We start from the raw sequence: 20,647 nt of genomic DNA, 5'->3' as shown, positions 1-20,647 counted from the left end.
GTGTCCACCAGCACCTTCACGGCCCCGGACCGCCCTGTGACGGGCAGGCCGCCACGGCGCGCGGTGTTCCACCCGCTCCGCGTCGCCGGGATCGAGCGGTTGTGCGACGACGCCGTCGCGGTCACCTTCGACGTGCCCGACCGTCTCGCCTCCACCTACGCCTTCGCGCCGGGGCAGTCGCTCACCCTGCGCCGCGTCGTTCGAGGGCGCGAGGAACGGCGCACCTACTCCATCTGCGCCCCGGTCGGGGCGGCCCCCCGCATCGGGGTGCGCCTGGTCCCCGAAGGACTGTTCTCCACCTGGCTGGTGGAGGAGGTCCGGCCCGGGGACGAGATCGAGGTCGCGCCACCGAGCGGGCGTTTCGTCCCCGACCTCGGCGTCACCGCCCGCCACGTCCTCATCGGGGCGGGATCGGGCATCACCCCCCTGTTGTCCATCGCCGCCTCGCTGCTGGCCGCCACGGACTCGTCGGTCACGCTGCTCTACGGCAACCGGAGGGCCGACACGGTGATGTTCGCCGACGAGCTCGCCGACCTCAAGGACGCGCACGGTCCCCGCCTGGAGATCGTGCACGTCCTCTCGCGTGAGGCGCGCTCCTGCGACCTGCTCACCGGCCGGCTCGACGCGGCCCGTCTGGAGGCGCTGCTGGATTCGCCCATCCTGCCCGGGCGGGTCGACCACTGGTGGCTGTGCGGGCCCTACGGCATGGTCACCGACGCCCGCCGGGTCCTGGCCGGACGCGGGGTGCCCGCGGGCCGGGTCCACGCCGAGCTGTTCCACGTCGGCGACCTTCCGCCCGAGCCCGTGCGCCGCGACGATCCGGCCCTGTCGGGACCCGCGAGCCGGGTCACCGTCGTGCTCGACGGGCGTTCGACGACGCTCGACCTCCCGCGCGCGGTGCCCATCCTCGACTCGGCGCAGCGGATCCGCTCGGACCTGCCGTTCGCCTGCAAGGGGGGAGTCTGCGGCACCTGCCGGGTCCGGGTGACCCGGGGCGAGGTCCGCATGCGCCGCAACTTCGCGCTGGACGACGCCGAGGTGAGCGCCGGGTTCGCCCTGTCCTGCCAGGCGCTTCCCGCATCCGACGAGATCACCGTCGACTTCGACGCCTGACCCCGGATGGCGCGCCGGTCCGTCCGGTGGGCCCCGCCCCACCGGACGGACCGGTCCGGGTGCCGAGACGGCGCGGCACTCACGGCCGGGGGATGTTGCGCAGGTTGGCGCGGGCCATCCGGATCATCCGGCCGACCCCGCCGTTGAGGACGATCTTGCTCGTCGCCAGCGCGAAGCCGCTGAGCTGTTCCCCGGTGATGCGGGGCGGCATGGAAAGCGCGTTGGGATCGGTGACCACGTCCACCAGCGCCGGCCCGTTGTGCCGCAGCGCCTCGCGCAGCGCGCCGCGCACCTCGGCCGGGTCCTCCACCCGGATGCCGTGCGCGCCCATCGCGCGGGCGATCGCCGCGTAGTCGGTCGGCGGATAGGCGGTGCCGTGCGGGGGCAGACCCGCGACGATCATCTCCAGGTCCACCATGCCCAGCGAGGAGTTGTTGAACAGTACGACCTTCACCGGCAGGTCGTGCTGGACCAGGGACAGGAAGTCCCCCATCAACATGGAGAAACCACCGTCACCCGACATGGAGACGACCTGACGGCCACGGTCGGCGAACTGCGCGCCGACCGCCTGCGGCAGCGCGTTGGCCATGGACCCGTGGCTGAAGGAGCCGATCACCCGGCGGCGGCCGTTGGGGGTGAGGTAGCGGGCCGCCCACACGTTGCACATGCCGGTGTCCACGGTGAACACGGTGTCCTCGCCGGCCTCCTCGTCCAACACCGAGGCGACGTACTCCGGGTGGATGGGGGTGTGCCGCTCCACCCCTTGGGTGTAGGCGGCCACCACCCCCTCCAGCGCCTCCGCGTGCTTGCGCAGCATCCGGTCGAGGAAGCGGCGGTCCGTCTTCTCCCGGACCCTGGGGGTCAGGGCGCGCAGCGTCTCCCCGACGTCACCCCACACCGCGAGGTCCAGGTCGCACCGCCGGCCCAGGTGCTCGGAGCGCACGTCGATCTGGGCGATGCGCACGTCGCGGGGCAGGAACGCCTCATAGGGGAAGTCCGTTCCGGCCAGGATGAGCAGGTCGGCCTCGTGCATGGCCTCGTAGGCCGCGCCGTAGCCCAGAAGGCCGGACATTCCAACGTCGAAGGGGTTGTCGTATTGGATCCACTCCTTTCCGCGCAGCGCGTGCCCCACCGGGGCCTTGACCCGTTCGGCGAAGGCCATGACGTCGGCGTGGGCGCCGGCCGTTCCGCTGCCGCAGAACAGCGTCACCCGGTGGGACTCGTCGACCAGCCGGACCAGGGCGGCGATCTCCTCGTCGGCCGGCCGGACGCAGGGCCGCCGGGTGTCGGGGGTGGAGCGTGCGGAACGGCGGGGCGCGTCACGGCCGGCGACGTCCCCCGGCAGGGCGACCACCGAGACGCCCGACAGCCCGATCGCGTGCCGGATGGCGGTCAGCAGCACCCGCGGCATCTGCTCGGGCGAGGAGACCAGTTCCGAGTAGTGGCTGCATTCGGCGAACAACCGGTCGGGGTGGGTCTCCTGGAAGTAGGCGGTCCCGATCTCGCTGCTGGGGATCTGCGCGGCGATCGCCAGCACCGGGACCATGCTGCGGTGCGCGTCGTACAGGCCGTTGATCAGGTGCAGGTTGCCCGGTCCGCAACTACCGGCGCACGCCGTCAACCGTCCGGTGACCTGCGCCTCGGCGCCGGCCGCGAACGCGGCCGCCTCCTCGTGACGGACCTGGACCCAGTCGATGCCGGCGGTGCGCCGGATGGCGTCGGTGATCGGATTGAGGCTGTCGCCCACGACCCCGTAGACCCGCTGGACCCCGGCCCGGCCGAGGATGTCGATGAACTGGTCGGCGACGGTCTGCTTGGCCACGTTCCTGCCCCCTTGACGTCGGTTCCGGCCCGCCACGGGCGGCGGGCGCGTCGCTGATGACGGGCGGACAGGGGGGAGCGCCGCGTCGGCCCTCCTCTACCCACATCCGCGCCGTCGCTCCTGGCCAACCGCGGTCCGGCCCGGTTTAACTGGGAGGTGTGGATGCCGCGCGGCCCGGTGGATGTGGGCGCGGCGTGGTCCTAGCGGGAGGGGGAACGCGATGCCCGCCATCGGGAACGCCTGGCCGCGGGGGAGCGATCCGGGGGAGCTGCGCCGCGCGGTGGCGGCGGCCCACGAGCGCTTCCTCGCCTCGGGCCGCCCGCCCGCCCGGCTACGCGACGTCGTGCGCGACTCCTGGCAGCGATGCAGGGTCCTCGGGGTGGATCCCGAGACCGCCCGGCCGCCGTTGGAGCTCAGCGGCGACCGGCTGGAGGAGTGTCGAGGGGCCCATCCGTTCTCCTCGGTGCTGCCGCTGATCCGGCGGCTCCTCGTGGACGCCGCCGACCACGGTTCCCACATCGTCGCGGTCGGTGACGCCGCGGGCCGCCTCCTGTGGGTGGAGGGCGAGCGGGGGCTGCGCGCGCGGGCCGAACGCATGCTCTTCGTCGAAGGCGCCAACTGGGCCGAGGCCGGGGCCGGCACCAACGCGCCCGCGCTGGCGCTCGCCCTGGGACACGAGGCGCAGGTCTTCGCCAGCGAGCACTTCAGCCGCAACGTGCAGTCGTGGAGCTGCTCGGCGGCCCCCGTCCGCGACCCCGACACCGGCGCCGTGATCGGGGTCTTGGACCTGACCGGCGCGGACACCGCCGCCTCCCCGTACGCGCTGGCCCTGGTGCGTGCCGCGGCCGCCGCGGTCGAAGGGGAGCTGCGCCTGCTGCGGCTGGCCGGCGCGCTCGCCCCGGCGTCGCCGGCCGCAGGGACCGATCCCGCCCCCCTGCGGGTGCTGGGGCGGGACGGCGCGCTGTTCGGCGGGGACGGACACGCCGTGGAGCTGGGCGTCCGCCACGCCGAGATCCTGCTGCTGCTCGCCCATCACCCCGGCGGTCTGACGGCCGAGGGGCTGGGCGCGCGGTTGCACGAGCGCGACGTGGCGGCGGTCACCGTCCGCGCGGAGGTGGCGCGGCTACGTCGCCTGCTCGGCCCCGGCGTCCTCGCCTCGCGGCCCTACCGGTTGTCGGTGCCGGTGCGCACCGACATCGAGGAGGTCCGCCGTCTCCTGGCGTTGGGACGCCACCGCCAGGCGCTAGGCGTCTACCAGGGTCCGGTCCTGCCCGCCTCCACGGCGCCGGGCGTGGTCGACATCCGAGAGGAGCTCGCCTGGGAGATCCGTACCGCGCTTGGCCGCGACGCCGACGCCGAGAGCCTGCTGGAGTGGGCCCGCCGCCCGGACGGCCGTGACGATCCCAGGGTCCTCGACGCAGCGCTGCGGGCGCTGCCCGAAGGGTCCCCCCACGTTCCGCTGCTGCGTGCGTGGCTGAGACGCGGCGCCTGCTGAGAGACGATGCCGCGCGTGCGTGCAACGTGCGCGCAACGGGCAGGTGACTAGCGTCACATCAACGTGGCAGTCCCGGCGGCGCCCGCAGGTCGGCGTGCCGCCCAGGCCGACGAGGAGGCAACCGTCATGGTGATCTACGCTCCGCCCGGACAGCCCGGGAGCCCGGTGGAGTACGCGCCCCGCTACGACAACTGGATCGGCGGGGAATGGGTCGCGCCGGTGCGCGGACGCTACTTCGAGAACCCCACGCCGGTGACCGGAAAGGCCTTCACGGAGGTGGCCCGGAGCGACGCCGAGGATATCGAGCTCGCCCTGGACGCGGCCGAGGCCGCCGCCCCCGCCTGGGGGCGCACCCCTCCGGCCGAGCGCGCGGTCGTCCTCAACCGCGTCGCCGACCGCATCGAGCAGCACCTGGAACGGCTGGCCGTCGCCGAGAGCTGGGACAACGGCAAACCGGTACGCGAGTGCCTGGCCGCCGACCTGCCTCTCGCGGTGGACCACTTCCGCTACTTCGCCGGCGCGATCCGCGCCCAGGAGGGCGGGATCTCCCAGATCGACGAGGCCACCGTCGCCTACCACTTCCACGAACCGCTGGGGGTGGTGGCCCAGATCATCCCGTGGAACTTCCCGCTGCTCATGGCGACGTGGAAGCTCGCCCCGGCGCTGGCGGCGGGCAACACGGTGGTGCTCAAACCGGCCGAGCAGACGCCGGCGTCGATCATGCTGCTGATGGAGTTGATCGCCGACCTCCTCCCGCCCGGAGTGGTCAACGTCGTCAACGGTTTCGGCGCCGAGGCGGGCCGGCCCCTCGCGACGAGCCCCCGGGTGCGCAAGGTCGCCTTCACCGGCGAGACCACCACGGGCCGGCTCATCATGCAATACGCCAGCGAGAACCTGGTCCCGGTCACCTTGGAGCTCGGCGGCAAGAGCCCCAACGTGTTCTTCGCCGACGTCGCCGCGGCCCGCGACGCCTTCTACGACAAGGCGCTGGAGGGGTTCGCGATGTTCGCCCTGAACCAGGGCGAGGTGTGCACCTGCCCCTCGCGGGCGCTGCTCCAGGACGAGATCTACGACGCCTTCCTCGCCGACGGCCTTGAGCGCACGCGCCGCATCCGCCAGGGCGACCCCCTCGACACCGAGACGATGATCGGCGCGCAGGCGAGCAACGACCAGCTGGAGAAGATCCTGTCCTACATCGACCTGGGCCGTAAGGAGGGGGCCCGGGTCCTGACCGGCGGTGAGCGCGCGGAGCTGGAGGGGGAGCTGGCCGGCGGCTACTACGTCACCCCGACCGTGTTCGAGGGCGACAACTCGATGCGGATCTTCCAGGAGGAGATCTTCGGCCCGGTCCTCGCCGTCACCCGTTTCTCCGACTACGCCGACGCCGTGCGGATCGCCAACGACACCCTCTACGGCCTGGGGGCCGGGGTGTGGGCGCGCGACGGTTCCATCGCCCACCGCGCCGGCCGCGACATCCAGGCGGGCCGCGTCTGGGTGAACAACTACCACGCCTATCCGGCGCACGCCGCGTTCGGCGGATACAAGCAGTCGGGGATCGGCCGCGAGAACCACCGGATGATGCTCGCCCACTACCAGCAGACGAAGAACCTGCTGGTGAGCTACTCCGATGAGGCGCTGGGGCTGTTTTGACGCCGGAGCGGGAAGGGGGCCGCGCGCGGGTGGCGTTGACGGCGCGGGCCGCACGGTTGCTGAGGGCGCTGCGCGAGGAGCACGGGCCGTTGATGTTCCACCAGTCGGGCGGCTGCTGTGACGGCAGTTCCCCCATGTGCTATCGGGCGGGGGAGTTTCGGATCGGTTCTGCCGACGTGCTGCTGGGGGAGTTGGAGCCGGGCACCCCCGAACCGGTGCCGGTGTGGATGTCGCGGTCGCAGTACGCGCTGTGGAGGCACACGCATCTGACCATCGACGTGGTGGCGGGCCGGGGCGCCGGGTTCTCCCTGGAGGCGCCGACCGGGCAGCGCTTCATCATCCGCTCCCGGCTGCTCGACGAAGGGGAGGTTTCCGACTGAACGCGACGGGCCGGCCCTCGGGCCGGCCCCGGCCTTGCGCCCAGCGGCGGGCGTGTCCGCTGGTCGATCCGACCGCCTCCGATGTGATATCGCGCACCCGTGGCGACGGTTTTCCGTTCCTGCCGGCAAGGGCGGGGGATCGGCGCGGAAAAGGAGACGACACGACCGGTCATGGGATGTTAACTTCGCTCCTCGTGTCACCACTCACCGAAGACGAGATACGTCGTTCCTTTGTCAACTGTTCGAAGGGGGAGGCGCGCCGCATCTCCCTGCCGCGGGGATTCGCCGACCTTCCCTGGTCCGACCTCGACTTCCTCGGCTGGCGCGATCCCGGCGCGCCGGAACGGGGCTACATCGTGGCCGAGCACGCCGGACGGCTCCTGGGGGTCGTCCTGCGGGTCCCGCCGCGCGTGGCCAGGGCGACGACGAAGACCCTGGTCTGCTCGGTCTGTCTGACCGCCCACGCGGGGTCGGGGGTCTCCCTGCTCACCGCGCGCAGGGTCGGCGAGGCCGGCCGCCGCGGCGACAGCGTCGGCGCCTACATATGCGACGACCTGGCCTGCTCCCTGTACCTGAGGGGACGCAAGAAGACCGAGGCGTCCAAGCACCAGCGCGAGTCCCTCACCCTGGAGGAGCGGATCGCGCGCGCCACCACCAACCTCGGGGGCTTTTTGGACCGGGTCCTGCACGACACCGCGGCCTCCGCCTAGCCGAGGCGAGCGGCCCGTCGTCGTGCCTCAGCGCCAGCCGTAGCGCGCCCTGAGCACCGCGCCGACGTGCCAGAACCGGTCGGCCTCCAGGACCGCGCCCTCCCGCCGGATGGCGTCCTCGTCCAGCTCGAAGAGTCGGTCCAGCCGCACGTAGGAGCGCCGTCCGTCGCGGTCCCAGGTACCGGAGCCCAGCTCCAGCCAGTCGTGTTCCTCCCAGCCGTCGGGGGTCCGGCTGGACAGCATCAGCGCGTGCACGAGGGGGCCGCGCCGGCCCACCACGAGCAGCGGCCGGTCCTTGCCCTGCGTGGGATCCTCCTCGTAGGGGACCCAGGTCCACACGATCTCGCCGGCGTCGGCCCGCCCGTCCAGGTCGGGGGCGTAGGTCAGCACGGTCGCGTTGCGCCCGGTCGCCACTTCGCGGACGGCGCCGCGATGGGGGTGGCCGGCGGGGACACGCGAGGGGTCACGAGGCTCCAGCACGGGTGCATCCTAACCCGCCCCGGCCCGGGCGCACGGCGCGGCCGGGGCGGCTCAGTCGGCCAGCAGTTCCTTGACCAGCGCCGCCACCTGCTCGACCTCCACGAGGAAGCCGTCATGGCCGTGCGGGGAGGAGATGACCCGGACCGGTCCCGCCTCCCTGATCCCCGCGGCCAGCTCCGCCTGCTGGGCGAGGGGGTAGAGGTCGTCGCTGCTCACCCCCGCCACCATGGTCCGCGCCGTGACCCGGGCCAGCGCGGCGGCGGTGCCGCCCCGCCCCCGCCCCACGTCGTGGGAGTTCATCGCCCGGGTGAGCACGACATAGCTGTTGGCGTCGAAGCGTCGGACGAGCTTGTCGGCGTGGTGGTCGAGGTAGGACTCGATCGCGAACCGGCCTCCGGCGCCGGGATCCTCGCCCTCCTGGGCCCGGCGGCCGAAACGCGCGGTGAGCTCGCCGTCACCGCGGTAGGTGGCGTGCGCGATCCTGCGCGCGATCCCCAGACCGTCGCGTGGGCCACCACAACCGAGGGCGAGGTAGTCGCCGCCGTGCCAGTGGGGATCGGCCGCGATGGCGTGGAGCTGGGGGGAGGTCCACGCGATCTGGCGGGCCGAGGTCGCGGCCGGGCAGGCCAGCAGCAGCGCCCGGGCCACCCGGTGCGGGTGGCCCACCGCCCATTCCAGGGCGCGCATGCCGCCCATGGACCCCCCGATGACAGCCGCCCACCTGGCGATCCCCAGCTCATCGGCGAGCCTCGCCTCGGCCGCCACCAGGTCGCGGATGCTCAGCCGGGGAAAAGCCGAGCCCCAGGGGCGCCCATCGGGACGGGACGTCGAGGGCCCGGTACTGCCCTGGCAGCCGCCGAGCGCGTTGGGGACGACCACGAAGAAGCGGTCGGTGTCCAGCGCCCGGCCGCGCCCCACCAGGCCGTCCCACCAGCCGGGGCTGGGATGCCCGGGCCCGGCCGGGCCACTGAGGTGACTGTCCCCGGTCAGCCCGTGCAGGACCAGGACCGCGTTGGAGCGGGCGGCGTCGAGGGTCCCCCACGTCTGGTAGGCCAGCCGGACACCGGGAAGCTCCTGCCCCGACTCCAGCCGGAACGGTGCCCCAGGCGTCGACCAGCGTCGCCCACCGGCCGGATCGCCCTCCCGCCACCCACCGGTGGCGGGAGGGCACAGCCCGACGGGCAGCCCGCTCACCGCCGTGCCTTCGCGGCCCGGAAGCCCGCCTCCAGGTCCGCCCGTAGGTCGTCGATGTGCTCCAGGCCCACCGCCAGACGCACCAGTCCGGGGGTGACGCCCGAGGCGAGCTGCTCCTCGGGGCCAAGCTGGCTGTGGGTGGTGCTGGCCGGGTGGGCGATGAGGCTGCGCACGTCGCCGATGTTGACCAGGTGGCTGAACAGCTCCGTGCCGTCGACGAAGGCGCGCCCGGCCTCGACCCCGCCGTGCAGTTCGAAGGAGACCACCGCGCCCGCGCCGCGCGGCAGGTAGCCGCGGGCCCTGGCGTTGAACGGGCTGGAGGGCAGACCGGCGTAGTGGACCCGTTCGACCTCCTCGCGTCCTTCCAGCCATTCGGCCAGGGCCTGGGCGTTGGCGACGTGCCGCTCCATCCGCAGGGACAGCGTCTCGACCCCTTGCAGGATCAGGAAGGCGTTCAACGGGGCGATCGCCGCGCCGGTGTCGCGCAGCAGCTGCAACCGCAGCTTCGTCGCGTAGGCGCCGGGCCCCATCGTCTCCCAGTAGCGCAGGCCGTGGTAGCTGGGGTCGGGCTCGACGAACCCGGGGAACCGCTCGGGGAACATGCCGAAGTCGAAGGTGCCGCCGTCCACGACGACGCCGGCGATCGTGGTGCCGTGCCCGCCGAGGTACTTGGTCGCCGAGTGGACGACGACATCGGCGCCGTGCTCGATCGGCCGCAGCAGGTAGGGGGTGGGCACGGTGTTGTCGACGACCAGGGGGACGCCCGCCTCGTGCGCGACATCGGCGACGCCGCGCACGTCCAAGACGTTGCCGCCGGGGTTGGCCAGCGTCTCGGCGAAGAACAGCTTCGTCTCGGGACGGACCGCGTCCCGCCAGGCCCCCAGGTCGTCCTGGTCCGCCACGAACGTCACCCGCACCCCCAGCTTGGGCAGCGTGGAGTTGAACAGGTTGTAGGTGCCCCCGTACAGCGACGGGCTGGCGACCACGTGGTCGCCGGCGCCCGCCAGGTTGAGGATCGCCGCGGTCGTCGCGGCTGACCCCGAGGCGAACGCCACCGCGGCCACCCCGCCCTCCAGGGCGGCCAGGCGCTGTTCCAGCACGTCCTGGGTGGGATTGGTGATCCGGCTGTAGATGTTGCCCGGCTCGACGAGATTGAACAGGTCGGCCCCGTGCTGGGTGTCGCGGAAGACGAAGGAGGTCGTCTGGTAGATCGGGGTGGCGCGCGCGTGCGTCGCCGGATCGGGCTGCGCGCCCGCGTGGATCTGCTTGGTCTCAAACGACCACTCCACGGCGGCCGCGGCGGACGGCTCGGGAGTGGGGGAGGTGTCACGGGAGTCGACGGTCACGATGCTCTCCTGGGCACGGGCGTACGGCGCGGTGGGGCCGGACGCGGCGCGGATCGGGATGAGGGCGCGGCGAGGGCCGCGCCCGACGGCAACGAGAGGGCGCCCCGCCGGGTGGGGACGAGGACGCGGCCGCGGGGGACCGGGAAAACGGGAGACGGGTCAGGCCGCGGGGTGACAGAGCATGCTGCTTACGCGGGCATAGTCGACGTGCCGCCGCGAAACGAGCAGGATCATGGCCACGACACTAGCGCTCTGGCGGTGCGTAGTCCATCGGTTCCCGTGAGTGAGGCCGACCCCGCTGGTCGCCGGCGGGGCCGGCCTCATCGGCCTCGCCACCGGTCCTCCCGCCGGACGCGGGAACACAGCGCCCCGCGGCGTCCCGATCATCCGGTCCCGGACAGGAACCCCGCCGGCCCGCGCGCCCGGGGCCGGGGGCAAGGTGACGCCCCGATGACGGACAGGGGCGCCTCCGACGTCGGGAAGCGCCCCAGGCCCGCGGCCCCGCGCCCGGGAACCGGGACGCGGGGCCGCGACGGTCAGAACTCCAGGACGAGACGTCCGCGCACACCGCCGGCCTCCAGCCTCCGGTGTGCCTGCGGCGCCTGGGCGGCGGGCAGGACCTGCGCCACGCGCAGGGTGAGGACCCCCTTCTCGGCCTGCTCGCGCAACCGGTCGAGTCGTTCGCGCGCGTGCTGGTAGTCGACGACCCACACCGGGTGGAAGGAGATGCCGCGCGCCAGGGCCGCGTCGTCGCCCCGGTAGCCGCGTACGGTGGCCACCCCTCCGCCGTCGCGGACCGCCGCGGTGACGAGGCCGTCCTGCACCGCCCCATCGGCGAGGCCGTCGACCCCTTCGGGAACGGCCGCGCGGATGCGCTCGGCGACGTCGTCCCCGCGCGCCACCACGATGTCGGCGCCCAGCGCGCGGACCAGCTCCTCGTCCTCGGGCTTGGCGTCGGCGACGACCCGCAGCCCGTCGGCCTTGGCGAGCTGCACCACGTAACCGCCGAAGGCGCCGGCCGCCCCGGTGACGGCGAGGGTGGCGCCGGGCGGCAGATCGAGCAGGTCCAGGGCGCGTCGCGCGGTCAGCCCGTTCATGGGCAGGGTCGCCGCCTCGGCGTCGCTCGCGCCGTGGGGGACCCGCGCGACCGAGTCGGCGGGGACCACGATGCTCTCGCTGTAGGCCCCATGGGAGCCGTCCGGTACGACGATCGCCATCACGTGGTCGCCGACGCCGTAGTCGGCCGACACCTCCGGCCCGATCTCCTCGACCACGCCGGCCGCGTCCATGCCCGGAACGTAGGGCGGCGGGTTCTTGCGCAGGTCCTCGGCCCGCGCCCCGCTGCGGGTCAGGGTGTCGGTCGGGTTCACCGCGGCCGCGCGCACGCGGATCCGCACCTCCTTGGGGCCGGCGTGACGCTCGGGGACGTCGAACTCCCGTAGCGCCTCGGGCCCGCCGAATTCACTCACTCCGATCACTCGCATACTCGGCCGAACCCCTCGCCCCGGCGGGGAATTCCCGGTTCCGGGTGAGCGGCGCCCGGAACCGGGGGAGGCACGGTCACCCGTTGCCACGTCGCCCCGTCGCCGCGGGGGTGCGACGTCGGGATATCACCTCCAGATGCCTCAGGTAGCGCCCGGCGAGGTCGCCGGCCACGGGGTTGTGGCCGCTTGTGGCCAGCAGCCAACGCGGAGCCAGGCGCTCGTGCAGCCACAGGAACCCGATCGCGTAGCCCACGCTGAGCATCGCCTGGAACAGCAGGAACGACCACAGCGGTTCGCGCAACAGTGTCGCCTGCCCCAGGTACCAGGCCATCGCCGCCTCCTCGACGAGCCGGGCGGCGGGGAAGGCCACCGCCCAGTACAGCGCCGCCGGCGCCACCGCGCCGATCCGCAGGCGGCCGAGCGCCAGCAGCACGCAGTAGCAGCCGCCGGCCAACGCCAACGGGACGCCGAGTCCCGCGGTGATCGTCAGGATCAGGGGCAGGGGCAACCCGGCCAACGCCGCCGTCCCGGCCCCGAACGCCCCGGCCGCCACGCCGATCAGCGCACCGGGTAACGCCACCTCCGCGTAGGCGAGCGCGCCCGTCACGGTGGGGGTGGCCCTTTGTCGGGTTCCCATCAGCTCACCACCACCCCGTAGGCGAACAGGGAGTAGAACAGCGCGCCGAGGTAGAACAGCGCGGCGAAGGCGATGATCACGTTGGAGACGATCCCCGGCCGGATGGGCTTGGGCAGGGTGATGTTGTTGACCAGCAGGAGCACCACGCAGTAGGCGCCCATCGCGAACGTCGACAGGAACGCCAACGTGTCCAGGATCGCGGCGGGGCCGTCCGCGGGGCCGAACAGCAGGACGGCGATGCCGAAGGCGATCAGTCCCCACAGGAAGAAGCCGTACAGCTTGGAGATGCTGAACCGCTTGGCGCCGGGGACGAAGAAGTAGGTCATGTCGGCCTGGCCGCGGGAGAAGGAGTCGAACAGGCCCAGCGTGGCGTTGAGGCCGATGAGCGCGATGAAGCAGAAGAACACGGTGCCGAGGACCGGGGTGCCGGCCGCCGCGAAGGAGGAGGCCATCGCGTCCAGCGCGGCGTCGCGTTCACCGTTGCGGATCACCTCGACCACGCCCGGGTCCAGCCGGGCCGAGGCCTGCGCCAGTACCGTGAACGCGATCGTCACCAGCATCGTGACGCCCCAGAACAGGACGAAGGCGTCGAAGGTCACCCAGCGGCGCCACCCCTTCCACTTCGCCATCTCGGCGGGGTCGGAGGTGTCGAACATGAACCCGCGCGAGGGCATGCTCTCCTGTTCCCCGGCGTGGCGCAGTCCGCGGATCCGCGGGATGTGCGCGCCCATGCCGGCGCCCTTGTCGCGCAGGTGCAGGGTGTACCACATCTGCTGCATGCCCGAGGGGCCGGCGAAGGCGATCGAGCCGACCAGGATCGGAAACCACGTGGCCGAGGTGGCCTCGTCCGGCAGGTGGCCGAAGGCGAACATCCCGCTGACGGTGGAGGCCAGATCGGCGAAGTTGCCGACGAGCGCGGCCACCACCGACGTGCCCACCACGAGCAGGCCGATACAGATCGACAGCACGCTCTCCAGCAGGCTGTAGACGACCTTGGCCAGTGTGAAGACCACGCCCACCAGCAGCATCCCGGCCACCGCCGTGGCCTGCCAGGGGATGCCGGTCACCCGTTCGAAGGCCGAGGCCCCGGCCGACAGGTGTCCCGGCCAGATGTAGACGAGGATCGCGGTGACGAAGAAGAACCACATCAGCGGTTTGAACACGCGCGCCGCGCCGAAGAAGATGCTCTCGCCGGTGGCCATCGCGTAACGCGACATCTCCAACATGACGACCGCCTGGAGCGACACGCCGATGAGGAACAGCCAGCGGATCTCCGGGCCGAACACCAGGACCAGGCGCGGCCACATGTAGGACTCGCCCATCCCCACGCCCAGGGCGACGAGGAAGACGGTCGGGCCGAGGATGTGGATGGAGGGCGGCGCCTCGGGGAGCCGGCGGATCGGCATGGGTTCGAGGCGTCCGGCGCGCCAGAACCGCTCCCGGGGAGCGGAGGGCGTGGTGGCGGAGGTCGATTCGGACGGGTGGGGTCGGCGCTGGCCGGGGATCAAGGGGCGGGTCCCCTTCTCCGTGGAGGCTCCCGGTACGGGCGCCCCGGTGGATCCGGCCGCGTTGAGGTCTGAGGAATCCATGGGCGGAACTCCCTAGCGGATCTGCGGATGCGAGCTGCTCTGCCCCCATGCGCCCCCTGGGCGTTTTCCCGCGGACCTCCCTGTGCTCTCGGGGTCGGTCGGGGACCGGCCGTGGCTGGCACCACGCGCGGCCGCTGGCGGAGCGCCCGTGCGCGGTGTGACCGGTGGTCCGGCGATGGCGGTACCGGACCACCGGGGTGGCTGTGGTCGAGACGGACCGGTGGGATCGGTCCCGTCGGGTCAGAGTAGTCCGGCGGCGCGCGCCCAGCGATACTTCGCGCCGAGAACCTGTACCGGTTTTTCGGTCGTGTAGGGGTAGGCGACGATGCCGTTCTCGAAGAGCCGGGCGCTGGCGGCCTCGACCTCGGTGTCGCCCGACAGCGAGGCCACGATGGGCTTGTCGACGCCCTTGGCCCGCGCCTCGGACACGACCTTGACGACGACGTCGGCGAAGACCATCGGCGGGGTCACGATCGTGTGCCAGTAGCCGAGGATGAGCGCGTGCACCCGTTCGTCCTCCAGGCCGAGCCGGATCGTCTTCTCATAGGTCGAGGGCGGTTCGCCGCCGGTGATGTCGACGGGGTTGCCGGCCGCCCCGAAGGGCGGGATGAACGCCCGGAACGCGGCGTCCAGGTCCGGCGGGATCTCATACAGCGACATGCCGTTGTCGACCACGGCGTCGGACAGCAGCACCCCCGAGCCGCCCGCGCCGGTGATGACGACGACGTTCTCGCCCCGGGGTGTCGGCAGAACCGGCAGGGCGCGACCGTACTCCAGCAGTTCGTTGAGGCCGGGCGCGCGCACCACGCCGGCCTGCCGCAGGATGTCGTCGTAGACCTTGTCATCGCCGGCCAGCGCTCCGGTGTGCGATCCGGCCGCCCGCGCCCCCGCCGAGGTGCGTCCGGCCTTGAGGACCACGACCGGTTTGCGGGGCACCACCTCGCGGGCCGCCTCGACGAAGGCGCGGCCGTCCTTGAGGTCCTCCAGGTGCATCGCGATCGCGTTGGTGTTGTCGTCCTGGCCGAAGAAGGTGAGCAGGTCGTCCTCGTCGATGTCGGCCTTGTTGCCCACGCCCACGATCGCCGAGACACCGGTGCGGGTGCTGCGGCTGTAGCCGAGGATCGCCATGCCGATACCGCCCGACTGCGAGGTCAGGGCGGTGCCGCCGACCACGTCGTAGGGGGTGCAGAAGGTCGCCGACAGCTTCTGGGGGGTGTAGTAGTAGCCGTAGATGTTGGGGCCGAGCAGCCGGACGCCGTGGCGGCGGGCGACCGCGAGCACCTCGTCCTGGAGCTCCTGCTCGCCGGTCTCGGCGAACCCGGAGGGGATGAGGATCGCCCCGGCCACCCCCTTGCGCCCGACCTCCTCCAGGGCCCCGGCGACGAACTTCGCCGGGATGGCGAAGACCGCGACGTCGACCTCGCCGGGGACGTCGGTGATGCTCTTGTAGGCTTTCAGCCCATACACCTCGCCGGACCTGGGATTGATCGGGTGGATCTCCCCCTCGAAGCCGCCGTCGACGATGTTCTTGATGACGGAGTTGCCGATCTTGCCGGTCTCGTTGGAGGCGCCGATCACGGCGATCGAGCGCGGCCGGAAGATGCGGTTGGTCGCGGCCAGGATCTCCTCGCGGCTGAAGCGCTTGGGCGGCCGCGGCGGGTCGAAGTCGAGCACGAAACGCAGGTCGGCGGCGACCGCGGCGGAGGCCGTCGCGAACACCGGGTTGAGGTCGGCCTCGGCGATCTCGGGAAAGTCGGTGACCAGGTGGGACAGACGGACCAGGAGATCGGCGAGACGGTGGGTGTCGACGCCCTCGCCGCCGCGTACCCCGCGCAGCACCTCGGCGGCCTTGATGTCGCCGACCTGTTCCAGCGCCTCGGCGGGGGTGACCGGCGCGAGCCGGAACGCGACGTCCTTGAGGACCTCGACCAGCACGCCGCCGAGCCCGAACACCACGATCTTGCCGAAGGTGGGATCGGTGGTGGCGCCGATGATGACCTCCTGGCCGCCGCCGAGCTGCTGCTGGACCTGGACCCCCTCGACGCGCGCGCCGGGGGAGTGGGCCTGGGCGTTGGCGAGGATCCGGTGGTAGGCGGTGGCGACGTCTTGGGGGGTCTCCAGCCCGACGGCCACGCCCCCGGCCTCGGTCTTGTGCAGGATGTCGGGCGAGACGATCTTGGCGACCACGGGGAGGCCCAGCTCCACAGCGTGTTCGACGGCCTCCTCCGCCGAGGTGGCCAGGGCCTCGCGCGGCGCGGGGATGCCGTAGGCGTCGGCGACCGCCTTGGCCTCGGGCGCGGTCAGCGAGGTGCGGCCCTCGGCGCGGGCGCGGTCGAGCACGGCGCGTACCGCGGCGCGGTCGTATCCGCTGGTGTCGCCGCCGTGGGCGGACTCCGGTGGGGCAGCGGGCATCAGATCACTCCGTTCGACTTGAGCGTGGCGAGCTCCTCGGCGTCGAGTCCGAGCTCGCCGGAGTAGATGTCGTCGTTGTGCTCGCCGAGCAGTGGGGAGCGCTCGATGTCGGCGGGGGAGTCCGACAGCCGGATCGGCAGGCCCACGGTCTTGTAGGGGCCCCGTTGGGGGTGGTCCACGGTGACGACGATCCCGTTGGCGCTGAGGGTGGGGTCGTCGATGATCTCGCGGGTGCTCAGGATCGGACCGCAGGGGATGTTGTGCGCGTTGAGCGCGGCCAGGACCTCCCACTTGGGCAGCCGGATCGACCACTCCTCGATCATCGCGAACGCCTTGTCGAGTTTGTCCAGGCGCGCCTCGGGGGTGGCCCACTCGGGGTCGGTGGCGAGCTCGGGGCGGCCGATGAGCTGGGTGATCGGCGCCCAGCCCGGGGGCTGGATGATGACGTAGACGTAGTCGTTGGGGCCTCCGGGCGCGGTGCGCACGGCCCAGCCGGGCTGGCCGCCCCCCGAGGCGTTGCCCGAACGGGGGACCGTGTCGCCGAAGTCCTCGTTGGGGTACTCCTTCAGGGGGCCGTGGGCCAGACGCTGCTGGTCGCGCAGCTTCACCCGGCACAGGTTCAGCACGGCGTCTTGCATCGCGACCTCGACGCGCTGGCCCCGTCCGGTGCGGGTGCGTTGGAGCAGGGCCGCCAGGATCCCGGCCACCGTGTGCACCCCGGTGCCCGAATCGCCGATCTGGGCGCCCGTCGCCAACGGCGGTCCGTCCTCGAAGCCGGTCGTGCTCATCGAGCCGCCCATGGCCTGGGCGATCACCTCGTAGGCCTTGAAGTCGGCGTAGGCGCCGGGCCCGAACCCTTTGATGGAGGCGTAGATCAGCCGCGGGTTGGTGGCGTGCAGCACCTCCCAGGTGAACCCCATCCGGTCCAGCGCGCCGGGCGCGAAGTTCTCCACCAGTACGTCGGAGCGGCGTACCAGCTCCAGGAAGATCTCCTTGCCGCGTTCGGTCTTGGTGTTGAGGGTGATGCTGCGCTTGTTGGAGTTGAGCATCGTGAAGTAGAGGCTGTCCACGTCGGGCAGGTCGCGCAGCTGGCGTCGGGTGATGTCGCCGCTGGGAGCCTCCAGCTTCACCACGTCGGCTCCGAGCCAGGCCAGGAGCTGGGTCGCTGAGGGGCCGGACTGCACGTGCGTCATGTCGAGGACGCGCACGCCCTCAAGGGCCTTGGTCATGGGGGTTCTCCCGGTCGTCTCCAGCCGGTCACTTGTACATGGTCTGGTTGCGGGTCCCCGGGGCGTAGACATCGGGGTCGATCCACACGTTGATCAGCGATGGCTTGCCCGACTCCCGGGCCCGGCGCAGCGCCGGGCCGATCTCGGCGGGGTCGCGCACCTCCTCGCCGTAGCCGCCCAGCATCCTCGCGAACTCCGAGTAGCGCACGTCGCCGAGGGTGTTGCCGACGTTGCCGCGCGCCTCGCCGTACTTGGCGATCTGTCCGTAACGGATCTGGTTCATCGACGAGTTGTTGCCGATGACGCCGACGAACGGCAGGTTGAAGCGGACCAGGGTCTCGAAGTCCCAGCCCGTGAGGCTGAACGCGCCGTCACCGAACAGGGCGACCACCTCCTTGTCCGGACGGGCGTACTTGGCCGCCATCACGAACGGGACGCCGACCCCGAGGGTGCCCAGCGGGCCCGGGTCCATCCAGTGGCCGGGCGACTTGGGCTGGACGACCTGTCCGGAGAAGGTGACGATGTCGCCGCCGTCGCCGATGTAGATCGAGTCCTCGGTGAGGAACTCGTTGATCTCGTGCACCAGCCGGTAGGGGTGGATGGGCGTCGCGTCGGAGTGCAGGAGCGCGGCCCGCTTGTCCAGGGCGGCGCGTTCCTGGGCGCGCAGTTCCTCCAGCCAGGCCTTGCGTCCCTGTGCTCCGTTGTCGGAGAACGCGCTGGTGGCCTGGAGGACCGAGGACAGGATCACGTCGGCGTCGCCGACGATGCCCAAGTCGATGTCACGGTTCTTGCCGACGGTGGCGTAGGACAGGTCGATCTGCACGACCGTGGCGTCGGGGGACAGCCGCCTGCCGTAGCCCATCCGGAAGTCGAACGGGGTGCCCACGATGACGATGAGGTCGGAGTTGGTGAAGGCGTAGCGGCGCGACAACTGGAAGTGGTGCGGGTCGCCGGGCGGGAGGGTGCCGCGGCCGGCACCGTTCATGTAGGCGGGCACGTTGAGCGCGCGCACCAGGTCGATCGCCGACTGCGTGGCCCGCGTGGTCCACACCTGGTTGCCCAGCAGGATGCTCGGCTTCTCCGAGCGCACCAGCAGCTCGGCGAGCCGCTCGATCGCGGCGGGGTCGCCGGCCTGGCGGGTCGAGGCGCGGTAGCGCCCGGCGACGGGGATCCGGGCGCGCTCCACCGGGACGCGCGCGTCGAGGATGTCGCGCGGGATCTCCAGGAACGACGGCCCGGGAGCCCCGTTGAGCGCCTCGCGGAAGGCCATGGAGACCATGTCGGCGACGCGCTCAGTGTGCGGAACCGTGGCCGCGAACTTGGAGATCGGCGCGATCATGTCGACGTGCGGCAGGTCCTGGAGGGAGCCCATCTTGTGCTGGCTGAGCGCTCCCTGGCCGCCGATGACCAGCATCGGGCTCTCGGCCCGGTAGGCGTTGGCGATGCCGGTGACGGCGTCGGTGGTGCCCGGTCCGGCGGTGACGACCGCGCAGCCGGGTCGGCCGGTGATGCGGGCGTAGCCGTCGGCGGCGTGTGCCGCCACCTGTTCGTGTCGTACGTCGATGACGTCGATGCCCTCGTCGACGCACCCGTCGTAGATGTCGATGATGTGCCCGCCGCACAGCGTGAAGATGACGTCGATGCCCTCGGCCTTGAGGGCTCGGGCCACCAGGTGCCCGCCGGAGATCGTCGTCGCCTCGCTGGTGTGCTCCTCGTTGCGCTGGTCCGCCATCTGGCTGCTCATCTCCTCACCGCGCGGCCCCGTGGGGCGCTGGTCGTGCCGGCTGGATGGGGATAGGGGTCGGCCCAGAGGCCGAGATTTTTGAATACTGCATACCGTATGGCTTCCATTGCTACATCAACCCGCAATCCGTGTCCAGACCGTTCCGGCGCGAACGCGAAGCGGAGTCGCGGGGGATTGCATACTGCATACGATCGGCGTATGACTGAGGGGACGGCAAGCGCGAGGCGCGGAGGAGGCGCGGTGGACCTCTACGAACACCAGGCAAAGCAGCTCTTCGGGGAACACGACGTGCCGACCGCCCAGCGTCAGCTCGCCTCGACACCCGACCAGGCCGAACGCAGCGCGGCCCGCATCGGTGGCAGGGTCGTGGTGAAGGCGCAGGTCAAGACGGGTGGTCGCGGCAAGGCCGGCGGCGTCAAGGTGGCCGACGGCCCCGAGGAGGCCCGCGCCGCGGCCGAGCAGATCCTGGGCATGGACATCAAGGGCCACACGGTCCACCACGTCCTGGTCGAGGAGGCCGCCGACATCGCCGAGGAGTACTACTTCTCGATCCTGCTCGATCGGGCCAACCGCACCTTCCTGTCCATCTGCTCCAAGGAGGGCGGCATGGAGATCGAGGAGGTCGCCGCCACACGTCCGCAGGCGATCGTCCGCACCCCGATCGACCCCCTGCGCGGCCTGGACCGCGCCACCGCGCGGGAGATCTGCCACCGGGCCGAACTGCCCTTCGACACCCACCCCAGGCTGGCCGCGGTCATGACCCGGCTGTGGCGGGTGGCCTGCGAGGAGGACGCCACGCTGGTCGAGGTCAACCCGCTCGTGCGCACCGAGGACGGCCGCGTGGTCGCCCTGGACGGCAAGGTGACGCTGGACGGCAACGCGGCCTTCCGCCACCCCGAGCGCGCGGCCTTCCACGACGACGCGGGCGCCGACGAACGGGAGTCCCGCGCCAGGGCGAAGGGTCTGAACTACGTCAAGCTCGACGGTGAGGTCGGCATCATCGGTAACGGTGCCGGTCTGGTCATGTCGACGTTGGACGTGGTGGCCTACGCGGGTGAGGCGCACGGTGGGGTCAAGCCCGCCAACTTCCTGGACATCGGTGGCGGTGCCTCGGCCGAGGTGATGGCCAACGGTCTGGAGATCATCCTGGGCGACCCCGCGGTCAAGAGCGTGTTCGTCAACGTCTTCGGTGGGATCACCGCCTGTGACGCGGTGGCCAACGGCATCGTGCAGGCGTTGGAGCTGCTGGAGGAGCGTGGCGACGACGTCTCCAAGCCGCTGGTGGTGCGTCTGGACGGGAACAACGCCGAGCTGGGCCGGCGGATCCTGGACGAGCGTGCCCACCCGGCGGTGCGTCGGGTC

General features: G+C 72.0%; 16 protein-coding genes. 6 read left to right on the top strand and 10 right to left on the bottom strand.

The features are described from left to right. On the top strand, positions 1 to 1,113 hold the full coding sequence (gene paaE, locus B5D66_RS00080) for a 1,2-phenylacetyl-CoA epoxidase subunit PaaE (RefSeq protein WP_394330013.1): 1,113 nt from the start codon (positions 1 to 3) through the stop codon (positions 1,111 to 1,113). Between the two features lie 79 nt (positions 1,114 to 1,192). On the opposite strand, the gene B5D66_RS00075 is transcribed toward paaE, so the two are convergent. Further along, entirely contained in the window at positions 1,193 to 2,935 is a 1,743-nt protein-coding gene (locus tag B5D66_RS00075; RefSeq protein WP_078759477.1) for a pyruvate dehydrogenase, read from the bottom strand. 220 nt (positions 2,936 to 3,155) lie between these two features. Between B5D66_RS00075 and B5D66_RS00070 the strand changes: the two genes are divergently transcribed. From B5D66_RS00070 to B5D66_RS00055, 4 genes are all read left to right on the top strand, one after another. Continuing rightward, entirely contained in the window at positions 3,156 to 4,430 is a 1,275-nt protein-coding gene (locus B5D66_RS00070; protein WP_078759476.1) for a helix-turn-helix domain-containing protein, read from the top strand. Positions 4,431 to 4,556: 126 nt separating this feature from the next. After that, positions 4,557 to 6,080, top strand: coding sequence for an acetaldehyde dehydrogenase ExaC (gene exaC, locus B5D66_RS00065; RefSeq protein WP_078759475.1), 1,524 nt, complete (start codon positions 4,557 to 4,559; stop codon positions 6,078 to 6,080). A gap of 29 nt (positions 6,081 to 6,109) precedes the next feature. Beyond that, positions 6,110 to 6,460 (top strand): DUF779 domain-containing protein, encoded by a 351-nt coding sequence (locus B5D66_RS00060; protein ID WP_200813464.1) that lies wholly within the window; start codon positions 6,110 to 6,112, stop codon positions 6,458 to 6,460. A 194-nt stretch (positions 6,461 to 6,654) separates the two neighbouring features. Next, a complete protein-coding gene (locus B5D66_RS00055; RefSeq protein WP_078759474.1) occupies positions 6,655 to 7,170 on the top strand; it encodes an FBP domain-containing protein in 516 nt (171 codons plus the stop codon). A 27-nt stretch (positions 7,171 to 7,197) separates the two neighbouring features. On the opposite strand, the gene B5D66_RS00050 is transcribed toward B5D66_RS00055, so the two are convergent. The 9 genes from B5D66_RS00050 to B5D66_RS00010 all read right to left on the bottom strand — a co-directional run bounded on the left by B5D66_RS00050 (position 7,198) and on the right by B5D66_RS00010 (position 19,285). Then, entirely contained in the window at positions 7,198 to 7,650 is a 453-nt protein-coding gene (locus B5D66_RS00050) for a type II toxin-antitoxin system PemK/MazF family toxin (RefSeq protein ID WP_235000588.1), read from the bottom strand. Positions 7,651 to 7,701: 51 nt separating this feature from the next. Then, positions 7,702 to 8,835 (bottom strand): homoserine O-acetyltransferase MetX, encoded by a 1,134-nt coding sequence (gene metX, locus B5D66_RS00045; RefSeq protein ID WP_144290667.1) that lies wholly within the window; start codon positions 8,833 to 8,835, stop codon positions 7,702 to 7,704. A gap of 5 nt (positions 8,836 to 8,840) precedes the next feature. Continuing rightward, positions 8,841 to 10,133, bottom strand: coding sequence for a bifunctional o-acetylhomoserine/o-acetylserine sulfhydrylase (locus B5D66_RS24860; protein ID WP_144290666.1), 1,293 nt, complete (start codon positions 10,131 to 10,133; stop codon positions 8,841 to 8,843). A gap of 593 nt (positions 10,134 to 10,726) precedes the next feature. Continuing rightward, positions 10,727 to 11,659 (bottom strand): NADP-dependent oxidoreductase, encoded by a 933-nt coding sequence (locus B5D66_RS00040; protein WP_235000587.1) that lies wholly within the window; start codon positions 11,657 to 11,659, stop codon positions 10,727 to 10,729. Positions 11,660 to 11,750: 91 nt separating this feature from the next. Then, positions 11,751 to 12,311: a hypothetical protein gene (locus B5D66_RS24855; RefSeq protein ID WP_144290633.1), complete on the bottom strand. Its 561-nt coding sequence runs from the start codon at positions 12,309 to 12,311 to the stop codon at positions 11,751 to 11,753. Then, a complete protein-coding gene (locus B5D66_RS00025) occupies positions 12,311 to 13,900 on the bottom strand; it encodes an Nramp family divalent metal transporter (RefSeq protein ID WP_078759469.1) in 1,590 nt (529 codons plus the stop codon). The genes B5D66_RS24855 and B5D66_RS00025 overlap by 1 nt, the downstream gene beginning before the upstream one ends. Positions 13,901 to 14,140: 240 nt before the next feature. Further along, on the bottom strand, positions 14,141 to 16,312 hold the full coding sequence (locus B5D66_RS00020) for an acetate--CoA ligase family protein (protein ID WP_078759468.1): 2,172 nt from the start codon (positions 16,310 to 16,312) through the stop codon (positions 14,141 to 14,143). After that, the gene (frc, locus tag B5D66_RS00015) at positions 16,312 to 17,541 is read right to left on the bottom strand and encodes a formyl-CoA transferase (RefSeq protein ID WP_078759467.1); all 1,230 of its coding nucleotides are present in this window, start codon (positions 17,539 to 17,541) and stop codon (positions 16,312 to 16,314) included. Before frc ends, B5D66_RS00020 begins: the two co-directional genes overlap by 1 nt. Before the next feature lie 28 nt (positions 17,542 to 17,569). Continuing rightward, complete coding sequence (locus B5D66_RS00010; protein WP_394330012.1) at positions 17,570 to 19,285, bottom strand: thiamine pyrophosphate-binding protein; 1,716 nt, start codon at positions 19,283 to 19,285, stop codon at positions 17,570 to 17,572. Positions 19,286 to 19,525: 240 nt separating this feature from the next. Between B5D66_RS00010 and sucC the strand changes: the two genes are divergently transcribed. Further along, positions 19,526 to 20,647, top strand: a 1,122-nt coding sequence (gene sucC / locus B5D66_RS00005) for an ADP-forming succinate--CoA ligase subunit beta (protein ID WP_078759466.1), incomplete at its 3' end; no start/stop codon positions are given.

Source organism: Marinactinospora thermotolerans DSM 45154 (assembly GCF_900167435.1).
In the GTDB taxonomy this organism is placed as follows: domain Bacteria; phylum Actinomycetota; class Actinomycetes; order Streptosporangiales; family Streptosporangiaceae; genus Marinactinospora; species Marinactinospora thermotolerans.
Note: the sequence above shows the minus strand (reverse complement) of the source record. Positions and strands in the feature narration are given on the sequence as shown.